Here is a 14,203-nt window from a genome sequence, read left to right on the forward strand (position 1 = left end):
CGATGTATCTCGCCCAATTGTCCGACATGCATTTCCGCAGCCGGGGCGCCCGGCTGTATGATTTTATCGATGTTAACGCCATGAACGCGGAAATCATCAACCGGGTCAACGCCCTCGCGGAACGTCCCGACGCGGTCATCATTACCGGCGATATGGTCAACTGCGGCGAACCCGCTGAATATCGCCTGGCGCGCCATATCCTCGGCCAGCTTGACTATCCGCTGTATCTGATCCCCGGCAACCATGACAATAAGGCCTTGTTTCTGGACGCCTTCAGCGAACTGTGCCCGCGGCTGGGCCACGATCCGGACAATATGGCCTATGAAGTCGATGAGTTCCCGGTGCGTCTGCTGTTTATCGATACATCGGTGGCCGGGGCGTCCTGGGGGCACCTGAGCGATTTTACCCTCGACTGGCTGGAAAAGAGGCTTTCCCGCGACGATAAGGAAAGCTATGTGTTTATGCACCACCCGCCGGTGGCGTTCGGCTCGGCGCAGATGGATCCCATCGCCTGCCGCAACGGCGAGGCGCTGCTGGCCCTGATAGAACGGTTTCCGCAGCTGACCCGGGTATTCTGCGGCCATGTCCACCGGATGATCGCCACCCAATTTCGCCAGGCGCTGATTTGTTCCGCGCCCGCCACCGTGCACCAGGTGCCCTATATGCATACCGATCCGCGTCCGCTTTACAGCCTGGAGCCGGGAGCCATGATGATGCATAACCTGGTGCCGGGCGTCGGCCTGGTGACCAGCTACCATTCCCTGGCCAATTACGCCGGTCCCTGGCTCTACGACTCGCGCATCAGTTGTCCGGGCGAGGGTTTCTGATGTCGGCCATTGTCGTCCAAGGCTTAGGAAAAAAATTTGGCGGGACCGATGTTCTGCGGGATATCGATCTGGAGATCAGGGACGGGGAGTTTCTGGTGCTGGTGGGACCGTCCGGCTGCGGCAAAAGCACGCTGCTGCGCCTGCTGGCCGGGCTGGATAGCGCCACCAGCGGGCAGATTCTGCTGGATGGCGTGGATATCAGCGCGCGTCCGCCCCGGGAGCGTAACTTTTCGCTGATCTTCCAGAATTACGCCCTGTTTCCCCATCTGACCGTCCGGGACAATATTCTGTTCGGCATGAAAATGCGCGGCGAGCCGAAGGCGCAGTTCCCGCAGCGGGTCGAGAAGGTCGCCGGGCTGCTGCAACTGCAGGCGTTGCTGGATCGCAAGCCGGCGCAGCTGTCGGGCGGCCAGCGCCAGCGGGTGGCCATGGCCCGGGCCATCGTGCGCGAGCCGGCGCTGTTCCTGATGGACGAGCCGTTGTCCAATCTTGACGCCAAGCTGCGCGGCGAAGTGCGCGACGGCATCATGGCGCTGCACCATACCCTGAAAACCAGCACCGTCTACGTGACCCACGACCAGATCGAGGCCATGACCATGGCCGACCGGATCGCGGTGCTCAACGACGGGCGACTGCAGCAGACGGGCACGCCCGAGGCGCTCTACCGGCAGCCGGCCAATATGTTCGTGGCCGGCTTTATCGGTACGCCGGCGATGAACATCCTGCGCCTTCCTGTGCATGACCAGCAGGTCTGGCTGATGGGGCAATCGATTGCCCGGCTGCCGGACTATGGTGAAGACGCGGTGTTTTTCGGTATCCGGCCGGAGCATTTGACGGAACACCCGCAGGAACCGGGTGCGGCGCTGCGGGGCCGGGTGCTGCGGCGCGAACTGCACGGCGCGGAATACCTTATCACGCTGGATACCCCGGCGGGGCGGGTGCAGTACCGTCGGGAAAACCGCGGCGCGGTTGCCGCCGTAGGCCAGGACCTGAACCTCTCTTTTTCGTCCCGCGACAGCTATCTGTTCGCGGTGTCGAGCCAACGCAATTTATTACAGGAGCAGTAAATGAAAAGATATGGCTGGCTAGTGATGCTGACCGGCATGGCGTTAAGCCATGGAGCGCTGGCGAAAGACACCATTGATTTTATGTTCCCGGCGCCGGTGGACGGCAAGCTGACCACCGAGATGACCCGCGTCATCAGGGAATACAATCAGTCGCAGGATCAGGTGGAGGTACGCGGTATTTTTACCGGCAACTACGACACCACCAAAATGAAGGCCGAATCGGCGGCCAAGGCCGGTTCGCCGCCGGCGCTGGTGATTATGTCGGCCAATTTTACCGTCGATCTGGCGCTGAAAAATGAAATCCTGCCGATGGACGAATTGTTTAAATTTGCGCCGCAAAAGCAGTCGGCCACCGACTTCCTGCAAAAAAACTTCTTCCCGGCGGTACAACAAAACGCCCAGGTGATGGGCCAGACTTACGCCATTCCCTTCCACAACTCCACGCCGATTCTGTATTACAACAAGGACATGTTTGCCAGGGCGGGCATCAGCCATCCGCCGCGCGACTGGGCGGAACTGGTGGCGGATGCCAAAAAGCTGACCGATAAAAATACCGGGCAGTGGGGCATCATGATCCCTTCCACCAACGATGATTACGGCGGCTGGATGCTCTCGGCGCTGACCCACGCCAACGGCGGTAATTTTAATAATGCCGCCTATCCGGGCGAAGTGTATTACAACAGCGCCAGCACGCGCGGGGCGTTGCAGTTCTGGCAGAACCTGGTGTATCGCGATGAGGTGATGCCGGCGGGAGTATTGAATTCCAAACAGATAGGCGCCGCGTTTTTCTCCGGCAAGCTGGGCATGGCGCTGCTCAGCACCGGGGCGCTGGGGTATATGCGGGAAAACAGCCGCGATTTCACCCTCGAGGTCGCGATGCTGCCGGCCAAGGAGCGGCAGGCGGTAATTATCGGCGGTGCCAGCCTGGTCAGTTTCAAAGGTATCAGTGAAGCGCAGAAAGAGGCGGCCTACCGGTTTATGACCTACCTGGTCAGCCCGGAGGTCAACGGCGCCTGGAGCCGTTTTACCGGTTATTTCGCCCCGCGCATGGCGGCCTACGACACGCCGGAAATGAAAGCGTACCTGGCCCAGGACCCGCGCGCGGCGGTGGCGTTGCAGCAGTTGCAATACGCACATCCCTGGTATGCCACCTATGAGACCGTGGCGGTGCGCCAGGCCATCGAAAACCAGCTGGCATCGCTGGTGACCGACAAATCGCGCAAGGTGGACGACGCGGCGCGCGATGCCCAGCAGGAGGCGGACGGGCTGATGAAACCCTATGTGGATCAAACGGCGCTGAAACTGCCGTAAGCACTTTATATTTCAGCGCGCGCCGCTTACGGCATCCCGTTGCGGCCATGGGCCAGATAGCCCGGACGCTGGCTGAGCCGTTCATAATAAGCGTTGACGGCGGGCAGTTCCGGATGGGTGATGGGGGTGGAGAACCAGCGGTTCACCGACAGGCCGATGGGAATATCCGCCAGCGTAAAGGCGTCTCCCGCCACGTAAGCGCCGGTGGCGGCCAACTGCCGGTCGAGGATGGTCATCGTCCCCGACCAGGCGGCGATCGACCCGGCAATGCGCTGCGCGTCGTTATGCGTGGCGAAGCGTTTTACCAGGGCGGTGAAGGCGTAGCTCCAGGACGGGTTGAGTTCGGCGGCCTGCCAGTCGATCCACTGATCCACCCGCGCCCGGCTTTTCGGCGGCGCCGGATATAACGCCTCGCCCCGGTAGGCCCGGGCCAGATAGCGGATAATGGTATTGGACTCCCACAACACAAAATCCCCGTCCAGGATGACCGGCACCATGGCATTGGGATTTAACGCCAGAAAAGCCGGGTCATGGGGATCTTTAAATCCGCTGCCCCAGTCTTCCCGTTCAAAATCGATACCCAGTTCCACGCAGGTCCATAAGACCTTGCGCACGTTGATGGAAGTTGACTTGCCCAGAATTTTCAGCATAGATGTCCTTCTAGTCGCCACGGTGCCGGTGAGATCGATATGGCATAATGGCATTGTTTTTCGCCAGATTAAATAGCCCGCGCGCGCCATGCCTATCCCGTCGTCCGGCGGGTTGGCGCATTTCCCCGCCGTGCGCGGCGCCTGAACTTGCAGCATAAGAGGGTAATATGACCACGGCATTACTGATTATTGATATGCAAAACCATATTCTCCACGGGCTGGCCGATGCGGCTCGCCAGCCGCTGCTCGATCGGCGGTTAGGCGAGGTGGCGCAGCGGCTGGCGGCATTGCAGCTGCGGGCGCGCGCCGCCGGGGCGCCGGTTATCCTGGTGCAGCACGACGGCGACGGCGATCACCGGCTGGCGCGGGGCGGGGAAGGGTGGCGCATCCGTGCGGACCTGGGGCCTGCGCCCGGGGATATCGTGGTGCATAAGCGCAGCTGCGATTCCTTTTATGCCACCGATCTGGCCGATTGTTTGCAGCGCCTGGGCGTCACGCGCCTGGTGGCGGGGGGATGCATGACGCAGTTTTGCGTCGATACCACCGTACGCCGCGCGGTTTCCCTGGGGTATGACGTGGTCCTGGCCGGCGACGGCCATACCACCGCGGACAGCGGCGCCCTCGGCTTTGCACAGATCATCGCCCATCATAATGCCCTGCTGGACGGATTTAACGCCGGGCCGCATAGCGTCAGCGTACGCCCGGCCGGCGAAATTGAGTTTTAAGGCGGTAATCGTCCCGCGCCAGGCCTATTGATAACAGGTTACCGTCATGAGGAAAGAATGATGCAGCAGTCCTTGATTATCGTCATGCCGCTTTACCCCGGCGTTACCCAGCTGGATTTCACCGGCCCGCACCAGTTCTTTTCCCGTCTGCCGGATACCCGGGTGATTGCCGCCTCGACGGCCGGCCGGCCGGTAAGCGCCGACGGCCTGGTATTTTCCGGCCTGGCCGATCTGGCGGCTATCGCGCGGTGCGATATCCTCTGCGTGCCGGGCGGCGCCGGCAGTACCGAGATGATAGCGGACCCGGTGTTTATGGCCGATATCCGCCGGCTGGCCGGCGGCGCCCGCTATATCACCTCGGTGTGTACCGGGTCGCTGATCCTGGGGGCTGCGGGGCTGCTGGTGGGTAAACGCGCCGCCTGCCACTGGGCCTGGCGTGATCTGTTAACGCTGTTCGGCGCCATACCCGACGCGGGCCGCGTGGTGCAGGACGGTAATATCATCACCGGCGGCGGCGTAACCGCGGGCATGGATTTTGCGCTGGCGGTGATTAACCAGGTCTTCGACCAGGCGACCGCCGAGGCTATCCAGCTGGGACTGGAATACGCGCCGGCGCCGCCGTTTAACGCCGGCCGGCCGGAAACCGCCCCCGGATCGGTGCGGGAACCGGTGGCGGCGCGTATCGCCGCCACTGTGGCGACGCGTCAACCCGTGGTTGCAGCAGCGGCCCGCGCCATGTTCGCCGCCCGGGACGGAAAATAACCGCCCGCAGGCGGCCATGCCGCGCGGCGGACAGGTCCGATCCGCCGTGCCGGCACGCAAGACGGCATCAAGGATGGTGAAAGGGTATGGCGAGCATAAGCCGTGCCCGCAGCCGCCGCGTGCCGCGGATAAACAGATCGGTGTCATTCATGGCTCGCGCCAGCGTTAACGCGCCCTGGATACCGGCGACGGTGTCCTCGGCCAGTTCGCCCGCCGCCGGAACTGCGACGCCGGCCCGTTGCAACGCCTGTTGCAGCGCGCTTATCCAGTGGTGGAAATACACGCCGATAGCATGGCCAAATCGATCGCGCGTGCCGTCCAGGGCAAAGGCCCCCATCAGGCAGATGCGCTGTCCGGACAGGAAATACGCATCCACCGCCCGCCACATGCCGTCAAGCGCGTCCGGCGCGTTATCCCGCGCCAGCGGCTGGAAAATGTGGCGGTGAAACCACGCCTCGACCTGGGTGAGCACCGCCGCCGCCATGGCGTCTTTGCCGCCGGGAAAAAAGTGGTACAGGCTGCCTTTGCCCAGGCCGGTGCGTTCGGTGATACGGCTCAGGGACGCGCCCTCGAAGCCGCATTCACGGAAAACGTCGGCTATTTGCGCTACCAGCGCCGCGCTATCCGCGTTGTGGTCGATCATCTAGAGGCCAAAGTCGGACAGACCGGGGTGATCATCCGGGCGCCGTCCCAGCGGCCAGTGAAACTTGCGGTCGCCGTCGGCGATGGGCAGATCGTTGATACAGGCAAAACGGCGGGCCATTAACCCCGCGGTATCGAACTCCCAGTTTTCGTTGCCATAGGAGCGAAACCAGTTGCCGCTGTCGTCATGCCATTCATAGGCAAAACGCACCGCAATGCGCGCGCCGGTAAACGCCCACAGTTCCTTGATCAGCCGATAATCCAGTTCTTTAGCCCATTTACGCGTCAGGAACGCCACCACCTCGTCGCGGCCGGTGACGATTTCCGCGCGATTGCGCCATTGCGTATCAAGGGTATACACCTGCGATACGCGCTGCGGGTCGCGGCTGTTCCAGCCGTCCTCCGCCATACGGACTTTAGCGGCGGCGGTGTCAGGGGTAAAGGGAGGGACCAGGTTTGCCATGATGGATGCCTTGTCAGGAGAACGGGAATCCTGACTGTACCAATCGGTACAGCGCCGGGCAAGCTATTTTTGTGGCGCGGGCAGGGAGCGGTCAGCGCTACTACCCCGCCCGGGGACGGCCGGCGGAGACGGTCAGTTTACCTGCCATTCCGGCGGCGTATGGGAAACCACATACGTGGCGATATCTTTCAGGTTATCCCAGGCTTCGCGCCAGGAGACCATTTCAACCGACAGCGTGATACCCAGCAGTCCGGTGACAAACCAGCAGGCCATGCTGATGCCGACGCCGCTGAAAATAAACGCCAGCGCATTGTGGCTGCTTTTACGGCAAAAGACATTTAACGTGCTGGCGAAAAACATCATCACCGCGCTGAGCAATTCCCAGCGCATCATCACGAAGCCTGCGGCAAGAGTACCCATGACAACCCACCCCCCATTTGTAAGATGGTCTAATTTTCTCCTGTTTGGTTGCATTGCGCTACAAAAATATGTGATCCAAGACACATTTTTAGGCCGATTTGTGCTTGCGCCTAAGATTGTGGCGATTTATTAGTCAATTGCACCGGCGCGTTTCCCGACTCCGCCGGACCAAAAACCGGGTAGTCGGGCAGCGTCATATTCTGATACGGCTCCCAGCCGCCGCCGAGCGCTTTATATAACGCCACCAGATCTGTGCCGGTCTGCACCCGCGCGCTGGCCGCCTGCTGCCGGGCCTGCGCCAGCTGCCGCTGGGCGTCCAGCACGTTGATAAAAGTGCTGATGCCCTGGCGATAGCTGGCGCTGGCGAGATCGAAGGCATTCTGCAACGAGGCGGCCGTTTGCTCCAGCCCCTCGACCCGCTGCCGATCGGTGCGGTAGCTGACCAGGGCATTTTCCACATCCTGCAGGGCGGTCAACACTGCCTGGCGATAGGCAAGCGCTTCATTGGCCTGCTGTACGCGCGACAGTTTCACGCTGGCCACCAGCCGGCCGCCCTGGAATATCGGCAGGGAAACCTGGGGACCAAAGCTGTAAAAATGGCTGCTCCAGTGGGTGAGATAGTCCGCATCGGTATTGCGCATCCCGAACTGCCCGGTCAATGACAGATCGGGAAACAACTGCGCCACCGAAACCCCGATATTGGCGGTGGCCGCATGCAGGTTGGCTTCCGCCTGGCGGATATCCGGCCGCCGGCGCGCCAGCGTCGATGGCACGCCCACCGGCACCGCCGCGGGAACCGCCGGCAGGGGTTTGACGGGCGCCAGCTCGTGATCCAGGGTGCCGGGAGGCTGGCCCAGCAGCACCGCCAGGCCGTTCATGGCCTGGCGCTGCTGCGCTTCATACTGGGGCAGTTGCGCCCGCAGCGAACCAAGCTGGGCGTTGGCGTTTTCCACGTCATACTGCGGGGCCAGGCCGTGCTGCTGCTGGCTGCGCGTCAGTTCCGCCGATTGCTGGGCCACCGCAATTTGTGTTTCCAGGGTAGCGGCCACGCTCTGCGCGCCGCGCAACTGCAGGTAAGTCCGCGCCACCTCCGCCTCCAGCGAGACCAGCGCGTCGTTGCGTCCTTCGACCGCGGCCTGGGTTTGGGCGTTCGCCGCCTCCACCGAGCGACGTACCCGGCCCCACAGATCAATTTCCCAGCTGGCGTCGAAACTGCCCTGGTAAAGATTGACCGGCTTGAACAGGCTATCCAGCCCTGAGGCAATCTCCGGGCTGGTATTTTCATCGCTGAGGTTGACGCCGGAGGATTCAAGTTCACCCTTCAGGCCCAACTGCTGCCGGGTAGCCTTGGCGCTGGCGTTTACCGCGGGCAAACCGGCCGCCCCCGCCTGCACGCTTTGTTCACGCGCGCCGGCGATGCGCAGCACCGCCTGTTGCAGCGAAAGGTTGCCGGCGATGGCGCGCGCGATCAGGCTGTCGAGCTGCGGATCGTTGAAACTGCGCCACCAGGACGGGTCCGGCTGCGACGCCAGCGTGACCGCGGCGCCGGATTTATCGCCGGCCGGCGCAAAGGCGGCGGGGGTGACGGGATGGGGCGGCTGATAGTCCGGTCCTACCGCGCAGGCGGCCAGGACGAACGGCGCCACGCCGAGGCTGAAACGCCCTATCAATGAGCGATGCCGCCGCCGGGCGGCCAGGAAACAAACCGGCATATCAATGTGCTCCCGCATTGCCTTCGCTCTTGACGGGCGAAAGCAACAGACAAAAAGGTATAAGGATAAACGCCACCACCGCGCACAGGGAAAAGACGTCGATATACGCCAGGATCCGTGATTGGGATATCATCTGCTGATACATCTGGCCGGTCGCCAGCTGCATCGGATCGCCTATCTGGTGGGAAAAATCGCGGATTGCCGCCGCGGTGCGGTTCAGCGTCTGTTGAAACTGTTCGTTAAGCGGCGACATATTATGCACCATGGCGGCGCTATGGGCCTGGGATCGCTCGGTGATGGCCGCGGTGGACAGCGAAATGCCCACCGACCCCGCCACGTTGCGGAACATGGTAAACAGCGCCGAGGCGTCTGCATTCAGCCGCGGCGCCAGCGTGACGAAGGCGACGGTGGTCAACGGCACAAACAGGAAACCCAGCCCGATGGACTGCGCGCTGCGCATCATCACCAGGGTATTGAAGTCTACGTTGGGCACCAGATGGCGCGAATAGATAAACGACAGCGCCAGCAGCAGGAAGCCAAAGGCCACCAGCCAGCGGGTTTGCACGATCGGCATCAGCTTTAATACCAGCGGGATCGACAGGACAATCAGAATAGCCCCCGGCGACAGCACCAGCCCGGACAGGGTGGCGGTATAACCCAGTTCCTGTTGCGCCAGTTGCGGCATCACCACCGAGCTGCCGTAGAGGATCATGGCCATGCCGGCCATCAGCAGGCAGGCCACGGCGAAATTACGATCCTTCAGGCAGCGCAAATCCACCACCGGCTTTTTGGCATACAACAGCCAATAGACGGCGCCGACGATGCCGATGACGGTAAGCAGCGCGAACAGCCGGATAAAACCGGAGGTGAACCAGTCGTCGTCCTCGCCGCGGTCCAGCATTACCTGCAGGCAGCCCAGGCCCAATGCAATCAGGCCGATGCCGGTAAAGTCGATGCTGAGTTTTTTACCTTTCACCTTACGCTCCCAGGGGGGATCCTCCAGCAACTGGTAAATGGCCAGCAGGGTCAGCACGCCGACCGGGATATTGATCAGGAACACCCAACGCCAGCTGTAGTTATCGGTGATCCAGCCGCCGAGCGTCGGACCGACCACCGGCGCCACGATGATGGCGATAGACGACAGGCCGAACGCCTTGCCGCGATCTTCCGGCTTGAAATAATCCAGCAGTACCGATTGCTGGATCGGCTGCAGCCCGCCGCCGAAAAATCCCTGCAATACGCGAAACAGGATCATTTGCCACAGCTCGGTGGCGATACCGCACAGAAACGAGCACAGGGTAAACATGGCAATGCACAACAGGAAATACTGTTTACGGCCGAACACCCGGCTGAGGAACGCCGAAATAGGCAATACGATGCCGTTGGCCACCAGATAGGAGGTCAGCACCCAGGTGGATTCATCGTAACTGGACGACAGCGTGCCGGCGACGTGGGGCAGGGCCACGTTGACAATGGTGGTGTCGAGGATTTCCATAAACACCGCCAGCGTCACCACCATCGCCACCAGCCAGGGATTGCTGGCCGGCTGCCAGTTGCGTTCACCGCTCATTCCAGCAATACCTTCGGCGCCACCGACAGGCCCAGGGGCAGGGGGGTATTGGCGTCCAGTCCGCTGTCGATAACGATTTTCACCGGCACGCGCTGAACGATCTTGACGAAGTTGCCGGTGGCGTTTTCCGCCGGGAACGCCGAGAAGCGGGAGCCGGTGCCCTGCTGCACGCTGTCCACATGGCCCTGCAGCTTCATATCGGGAAAGGCGTCGACGGTAATCTCCACCTTATTGCCGGGGCGCATGCGTTCGAGCTGCGACTCTTTGAAGTTCGCCATTACCCAAATGTCGGGCGAGACCACTGAAAACAAGGCGCTGCCCGCCTGCACCAGCATGCCGGGCTGGACATTACGCCGGGTCACATAGCCGTCGAACGGCGCGCGGACATCGGTATAGGAAAGGTTCAGATCGGCGGTTTCCAACTGGGCCTTCGCCTGGCGTACCTGCTGCTGCCGGGCTTCAACCGTGGCCTCGGCCTGGTTGATCTGCAGGGCGACCTGCGCGGCCACCTCCACCTGGGCGCGGGCGCTGGCGGCATCCGCGCGCGCGGCGCGCACCTGGGCGCTGGCGGTATCGATATTTTGCTGGGTGGTGGCGCGGGGATCCACGCCGCGCTGGCGGCGGAATTCCGCTTCGGCATTTTGCAGATTGGCGTCGGCCCGCGCCTGTTGGGCCTGGGCCTGGGCCAGTTGCGCCGGGTACTGCACCCTGGACAGCGCCAATTGCGCCTCGGCCTGGTGAAGCTGCGCCTCGGCCAGCCCCAACTGGGCCAGGGCCTGATCGTGCTGGGCACGATAATCCCGCGCATCGATTTGCAGCAGCAGGTCGCCTTTATGCACCCGCTGGTTATCCCTGACCGCCAGGTTAACCACGTAACCGCCGACTTTCGGCGCCACGGTCACCGCGTCGCTTTCGGTAAACGCATCATCGGTGGTTTCCTGGTTGCGGGTCGTCAGCCAAAAATAGAGGCCGACCACAATCAGGATCAGCACCACCACCCCAAGGATAATCAACGGTTTTTTACCGGGGCGCTTGCGCTGCGTTTCTTGCGCGCCGTCGCCGTCATCCCCGTGTGCCTCGTTGTCGCCGCCGGCGCTATCCCGTCCTGTGTCGTTATTCCTGCGGGTGTTCTGGTCGGCCCGATCCTGACTTTTTGGCGGCAGGTCGCCGCTGTCTTGTGATTGCCGGCCCGCCTGGCCGGCGTTTCCCTGTTGGTCATCGCCTTGGGCGGCGGCGCGCCTGGGCAATGCGTTATTGGATTCGCTATTGTTATTGCTGTCCATAGGCCTCATCAAAATATCGGCAGCGGAGTGCTGCGCCGGTGTTAAACAAGGGGTTAAGGGGGTAGTGAAACGAATTATAGCAAAGGGAAAAAAAGTCGCGGTTTTCCTGTGCTTGCCGTGGGGGCGTCAACAGGTGATTTATAACCTTATAAAAAACAATTAATTATCCTATTTGGTTTAAAAAGAAAGCCCGCGCGCGGGCAAAAAATGGGAAAAGCGTTAAAATTTATGTCAGGGCGTCAGGGTGCCGCTGGCGAAGAGCTATATGCCGGCCATGACGCGCTGCGATTCTCATGTCGCCGCCGTGGCAAAGGCAGGCGTAAACCGGGGTGTTTTAGGATTTTACTCATCCTGAAAATAAACACGATTAAAAAATATCATTTCTACGACGTTTAGAGTCAATAATGCTTTTCTGGTCTGTTTTATATCATAAATTAATTGCATTCAGAGCCTGAACGGCACATATTAATTTCCGGATTTAAGCCAAATAACCCTGCGTCAGTGCGCCATATAAACGCGGGTTGGCGATGGTTTTATTTTTTTTCTGGCGGCTGTTTTATCCTGAAACGGCGCTGTGCTTTACTTTTATGGCATTAATAAAAGCGCCCAGTCAATCTTTTAAGCTGATTTAAACAGGGTTTGTTACGCTATTTTTTCTGCCATGCTTCCGGGTAACAAGGATTATTTACGTTAACAGGAAGTTCACCGTCCGGGTATTGACGAACTGCTCCGTCTGTCAATTGTTACCGTGGCAAACCGTTAATGACACCCCCTGCGGGATACCGTTAATCATGACCAAGACCGCCATGCCCGCTATTGCCGCCGCCTTCCCCCTGCGTGATGATGACCCCGCGGGCGCGTTGCTGGCCCTGCCCGGGCGCAGCCGGGTGCGCCGGGTGATTATCCTCACCTATCCCGGCTGCTTTCTCGGCGAAATGGTCAAGCTGCTGGAAATGCTGGCGGGCTTAAACGATTTTGCCGTACGGCACGGCGGACAAAAAATACACTTCGTTACGCAGATCTACTCGGCGGTCGGCGGACGTATATCTTCGCCGGCCAGCCGGTTAATCCACGCGGAAACGCTGACGGTGCGCGGGCCGGTTCCGCTCAGTCCCGATCTGCTGATCATCGCCCACGGTACCCGGGCGGCCGCGGCCGCGCCCAATGAATTGTTATCCCGCTGGCTGCAGGCGGCTTGTCCCGGCGCCGGACAGATCGTCGCGCTTGGATCCGGCGTGCTGCGCCTGGCGGCGGCCGGGCTGCTGGACCATCGCCAGGCGACCACCCATTCCGCGCTGGCGCCGTATCTTGCCGAGCATTATCCGCTGGTCAATGTCAATATGCCGGCGGCGCTGCAAATTGACGGCAATATCCTGACCACCAGCGAACATATCAATTTGCGTGAACTGGCGTTGCTGCTGCTGAAAGGGCCGTTGCCGTTGGCTCGTCCCACCCAGGACGGCGAACGAATGCTGCGACTCGGCGATAATACCCCGGTCACGGCGCAGATATTCACCCGTCATGACACGATAGCCCATCGGGTGACGCTCTGGTGGCTGAAGCATATTGACGAGGATTTAAGCATGGAGCGATCGGCGCGGTTCATGACCATGAGCGAGCGCAGTTTTCGCCGCCATTTCACGCTCGAGGTGGGCTATTCGCCGTATCTTTTTTTGCTGCTGCTCCGGTTGGAATTAGCGCGTCAGGCACTGCTCGACAGCGCTTTGCCCATCGACAAGATCGCCCGGCGCGGCGGATTGCACGATGGCCAGCAACTGGCGCGCATGTTCCGCAAGTTTTTTAACGTCAGCCCGCACCAATACCGCACGCAGCCCGGCACGCTTACGCCCACGCTTGATTACCCCTTGTATGCGGCCCTGTTTGACGGCCGCGCCATTCCCTCCTGGCTGCGGGAATTACAGGAAAACGCCGTTGTTGAGTAACCGCATTGGTTAATACCGGCAAAATCAAAATATAAACTGTAATTCATTCTATATAAGCTAGCGTAAAATAATGGTCAATCCAGCCGCTATTATTCCATTCGGCCATTATCCCGCGCAATGGTTAATATTTTCCGCAGACAAAATGATTATTAATGGTTTTGGCCGTTAAAGCAGGTGTTCCGTCCGGATTTGCGATGGTTAACATTACCGCGCCTTCTTTTTAACGGTTAAAATAACCGCGAGAAATGGCCGGTTTAACGCGCCAAATCCATTCATATCGCCTATCGCTTCTTTCAAGGAAATATCATGTCCAGCCAACGTCTTTTTAAAGTCGGTGCTTTGTCTCTGTTGTGCCTCGGCGCCACCGTGGCGTCTTCCGCTTTCGCGGCCGGTACGGCCACCACCAATATCGCGGTTACCGCCGAGGTGCAGTCAGCCTGTACTATCGCCACTACCGCCATGGCATTCCCGGCCTATACCGGTACCGACGCGGTAGATACCACCGCCACCTTATCGCTGACCTGTTCTAACGCGGCGCCGTATACGGTTGCGCTGGGCGCGGGCACCGGCACCGACGCCACCACCGCGGTGCGCGTCATGACCGGTTCAGTGGCCGGCTCGACGCTGAACTACGGCTTATACCAGAATATCGAACATACCACCAACTGGGGTGAAGCCACCGGCGACGATACCGTCGCGGGCGTCGGCACCGGCGGTGAGCAGAATATTACCGTGTACGGTGAAATCGCCGCCAACCAGCTCACCTCGGCGGTCGGTGACTATACCGATACCGTCGCCGTAACCGTTACCTATTAATACAAGATCAGC

The 14,203-nt window shown here is 60.6% G+C and carries 14 protein-coding genes; 7 read left to right on the forward strand and 7 right to left on the reverse strand.

Annotation, left to right across the window (positions count from 1 at the left end):
* The first annotated feature begins 2 nt into the window (after positions 1–2).
* Genes ACL2XQ_RS06260 through ACL2XQ_RS06270 form a run of 3 tightly spaced genes read left to right on the forward strand, consistent with a single transcriptional unit; the run spans position 3 to position 3,205 of the window.
* A complete protein-coding gene (locus tag ACL2XQ_RS06260) occupies positions 3–827 on the forward strand; it encodes a phosphodiesterase (protein ID WP_410015990.1) in 825 nt (274 codons plus the stop codon).
* Positions 827–1,894 (forward strand): ABC transporter ATP-binding protein, encoded by a 1,068-nt coding sequence (locus ACL2XQ_RS06265; protein WP_413722345.1) that lies wholly within the window; start codon positions 827–829, stop codon positions 1,892–1,894. The genes ACL2XQ_RS06260 and ACL2XQ_RS06265 overlap by 1 nt, the downstream gene beginning before the upstream one ends.
* Positions 1,895–3,205 (forward strand): ABC transporter substrate-binding protein, encoded by a 1,311-nt coding sequence (locus ACL2XQ_RS06270; RefSeq protein WP_413740149.1) that lies wholly within the window; start codon positions 1,895–1,897, stop codon positions 3,203–3,205.
* A 26-nt stretch (positions 3,206–3,231) separates the two neighbouring features.
* Here ACL2XQ_RS06270 and ACL2XQ_RS06275 read toward each other — a convergent pair whose 3' ends face one another.
* Positions 3,232–3,855 (reverse strand): glutathione S-transferase family protein, encoded by a 624-nt coding sequence (locus tag ACL2XQ_RS06275; protein ID WP_410015987.1) that lies wholly within the window; start codon positions 3,853–3,855, stop codon positions 3,232–3,234.
* A 167-nt stretch (positions 3,856–4,022) separates the two neighbouring features.
* Between ACL2XQ_RS06275 and ACL2XQ_RS06280 the strand changes: the two genes are divergently transcribed.
* Positions 4,023–4,580 carry an isochorismatase family protein gene (locus ACL2XQ_RS06280; RefSeq protein WP_413727027.1) on the forward strand — a complete coding sequence of 186 codons (558 nt, stop codon included), beginning with the start codon at positions 4,023–4,025 and terminating at the stop codon, positions 4,578–4,580.
* Between the two features lie 60 nt (positions 4,581–4,640).
* Positions 4,641–5,342, forward strand: a complete 702-nt coding sequence (locus ACL2XQ_RS06285; RefSeq protein WP_410016596.1) for a DJ-1/PfpI family protein — start codon at positions 4,641–4,643, stop codon at positions 5,340–5,342.
* Positions 5,343–5,409: 67 nt separating this feature from the next.
* On the opposite strand, the gene ACL2XQ_RS06290 is transcribed toward ACL2XQ_RS06285, so the two are convergent.
* From ACL2XQ_RS06290 to ACL2XQ_RS06315, 6 genes are all read right to left on the reverse strand, one after another.
* Positions 5,410–5,985 carry a TetR/AcrR family transcriptional regulator gene (locus ACL2XQ_RS06290; protein ID WP_413740150.1) on the reverse strand — a complete coding sequence of 192 codons (576 nt, stop codon included), beginning with the start codon at positions 5,983–5,985 and terminating at the stop codon, positions 5,410–5,412.
* Positions 5,986–6,447, reverse strand: a complete 462-nt coding sequence (locus tag ACL2XQ_RS06295) for a DUF1348 family protein (protein ID WP_413740151.1) — start codon at positions 6,445–6,447, stop codon at positions 5,986–5,988.
* A gap of 132 nt (positions 6,448–6,579) precedes the next feature.
* Positions 6,580–6,867 (reverse strand): YjcB family protein, encoded by a 288-nt coding sequence (locus ACL2XQ_RS06300; RefSeq protein ID WP_410015983.1) that lies wholly within the window; start codon positions 6,865–6,867, stop codon positions 6,580–6,582.
* 110 nt (positions 6,868–6,977) lie between these two features.
* Positions 6,978–8,579: an efflux transporter outer membrane subunit gene (locus ACL2XQ_RS06305; protein WP_413727024.1), complete on the reverse strand. Its 1,602-nt coding sequence runs from the start codon at positions 8,577–8,579 to the stop codon at positions 6,978–6,980.
* Position 8,580: 1 nt separating this feature from the next.
* Positions 8,581–10,149: a DHA2 family efflux MFS transporter permease subunit gene (locus tag ACL2XQ_RS06310; RefSeq protein WP_410015981.1), complete on the reverse strand. Its 1,569-nt coding sequence runs from the start codon at positions 10,147–10,149 to the stop codon at positions 8,581–8,583.
* Positions 10,146–11,432: an efflux RND transporter periplasmic adaptor subunit gene (locus ACL2XQ_RS06315; protein WP_413731146.1), complete on the reverse strand. Its 1,287-nt coding sequence runs from the start codon at positions 11,430–11,432 to the stop codon at positions 10,146–10,148. Before ACL2XQ_RS06315 ends, ACL2XQ_RS06310 begins: the two co-directional genes overlap by 4 nt.
* Positions 11,433–12,223: 791 nt before the next feature.
* Between ACL2XQ_RS06315 and ACL2XQ_RS06320 the strand changes: the two genes are divergently transcribed.
* Positions 12,224–13,375, forward strand: coding sequence for a helix-turn-helix domain-containing protein (locus ACL2XQ_RS06320; protein WP_410015979.1), 1,152 nt, complete (start codon positions 12,224–12,226; stop codon positions 13,373–13,375).
* Positions 13,376–13,681: 306 nt separating this feature from the next.
* A complete protein-coding gene (locus tag ACL2XQ_RS06325; RefSeq protein WP_410015978.1) occupies positions 13,682–14,191 on the forward strand; it encodes a spore coat U domain-containing protein in 510 nt (169 codons plus the stop codon).
* The last annotated feature ends 12 nt before the right edge of the window (positions 14,192–14,203 follow it).

This window comes from Sodalis sp. RH14, assembly GCF_047324285.1.
Classification (GTDB): Bacteria; Pseudomonadota; Gammaproteobacteria; order Enterobacterales; family Enterobacteriaceae; genus Acerihabitans.

What these genes read in the sequence shown, in the direction of transcription:
- ACL2XQ_RS06320 (WP_410015979.1), top strand. Translation starts at nt 12,224, where the DNA reads ATGACCAAGACCGCCATGCCCGCTATTGCCGCCGCCTTCCCCCTGCGT.
- ACL2XQ_RS06260 (WP_410015990.1), top strand. Translation starts at nt 3, where the DNA reads ATGTATCTCGCCCAATTGTCCGACATGCATTTCCGCAGCCGGGGCGCC.
- ACL2XQ_RS06295 (WP_413740151.1), bottom strand. Translation starts at nt 6,447, where the DNA reads ATGGCAAACCTGGTCCCTCCCTTTACCCCTGACACCGCCGCCGCTAAA.
- ACL2XQ_RS06265 (WP_413722345.1), top strand. Translation starts at nt 827, where the DNA reads ATGTCGGCCATTGTCGTCCAAGGCTTAGGAAAAAAATTTGGCGGGACC.
- ACL2XQ_RS06325 (WP_410015978.1), top strand. Translation starts at nt 13,682, where the DNA reads ATGTCCAGCCAACGTCTTTTTAAAGTCGGTGCTTTGTCTCTGTTGTGC.
- ACL2XQ_RS06270 (WP_413740149.1), top strand. Translation starts at nt 1,895, where the DNA reads ATGAAAAGATATGGCTGGCTAGTGATGCTGACCGGCATGGCGTTAAGC.
- ACL2XQ_RS06305 (WP_413727024.1), bottom strand. Translation starts at nt 8,579, where the DNA reads ATGCCGGTTTGTTTCCTGGCCGCCCGGCGGCGGCATCGCTCATTGATA.
- ACL2XQ_RS06300 (WP_410015983.1), bottom strand. Translation starts at nt 6,867, where the DNA reads ATGGGTACTCTTGCCGCAGGCTTCGTGATGATGCGCTGGGAATTGCTC.
- ACL2XQ_RS06310 (WP_410015981.1), bottom strand. Translation starts at nt 10,149, where the DNA reads ATGAGCGGTGAACGCAACTGGCAGCCGGCCAGCAATCCCTGGCTGGTG.
- ACL2XQ_RS06290 (WP_413740150.1), bottom strand. Translation starts at nt 5,985, where the DNA reads ATGATCGACCACAACGCGGATAGCGCGGCGCTGGTAGCGCAAATAGCC.
- ACL2XQ_RS06315 (WP_413731146.1), bottom strand. Translation starts at nt 11,432, where the DNA reads ATGGACAGCAATAACAATAGCGAATCCAATAACGCATTGCCCAGGCGC.
- ACL2XQ_RS06285 (WP_410016596.1), top strand. Translation starts at nt 4,641, where the DNA reads ATGCAGCAGTCCTTGATTATCGTCATGCCGCTTTACCCCGGCGTTACC.
- ACL2XQ_RS06275 (WP_410015987.1), bottom strand. Translation starts at nt 3,855, where the DNA reads ATGCTGAAAATTCTGGGCAAGTCAACTTCCATCAACGTGCGCAAGGTC.
- ACL2XQ_RS06280 (WP_413727027.1), top strand. Translation starts at nt 4,023, where the DNA reads ATGACCACGGCATTACTGATTATTGATATGCAAAACCATATTCTCCAC.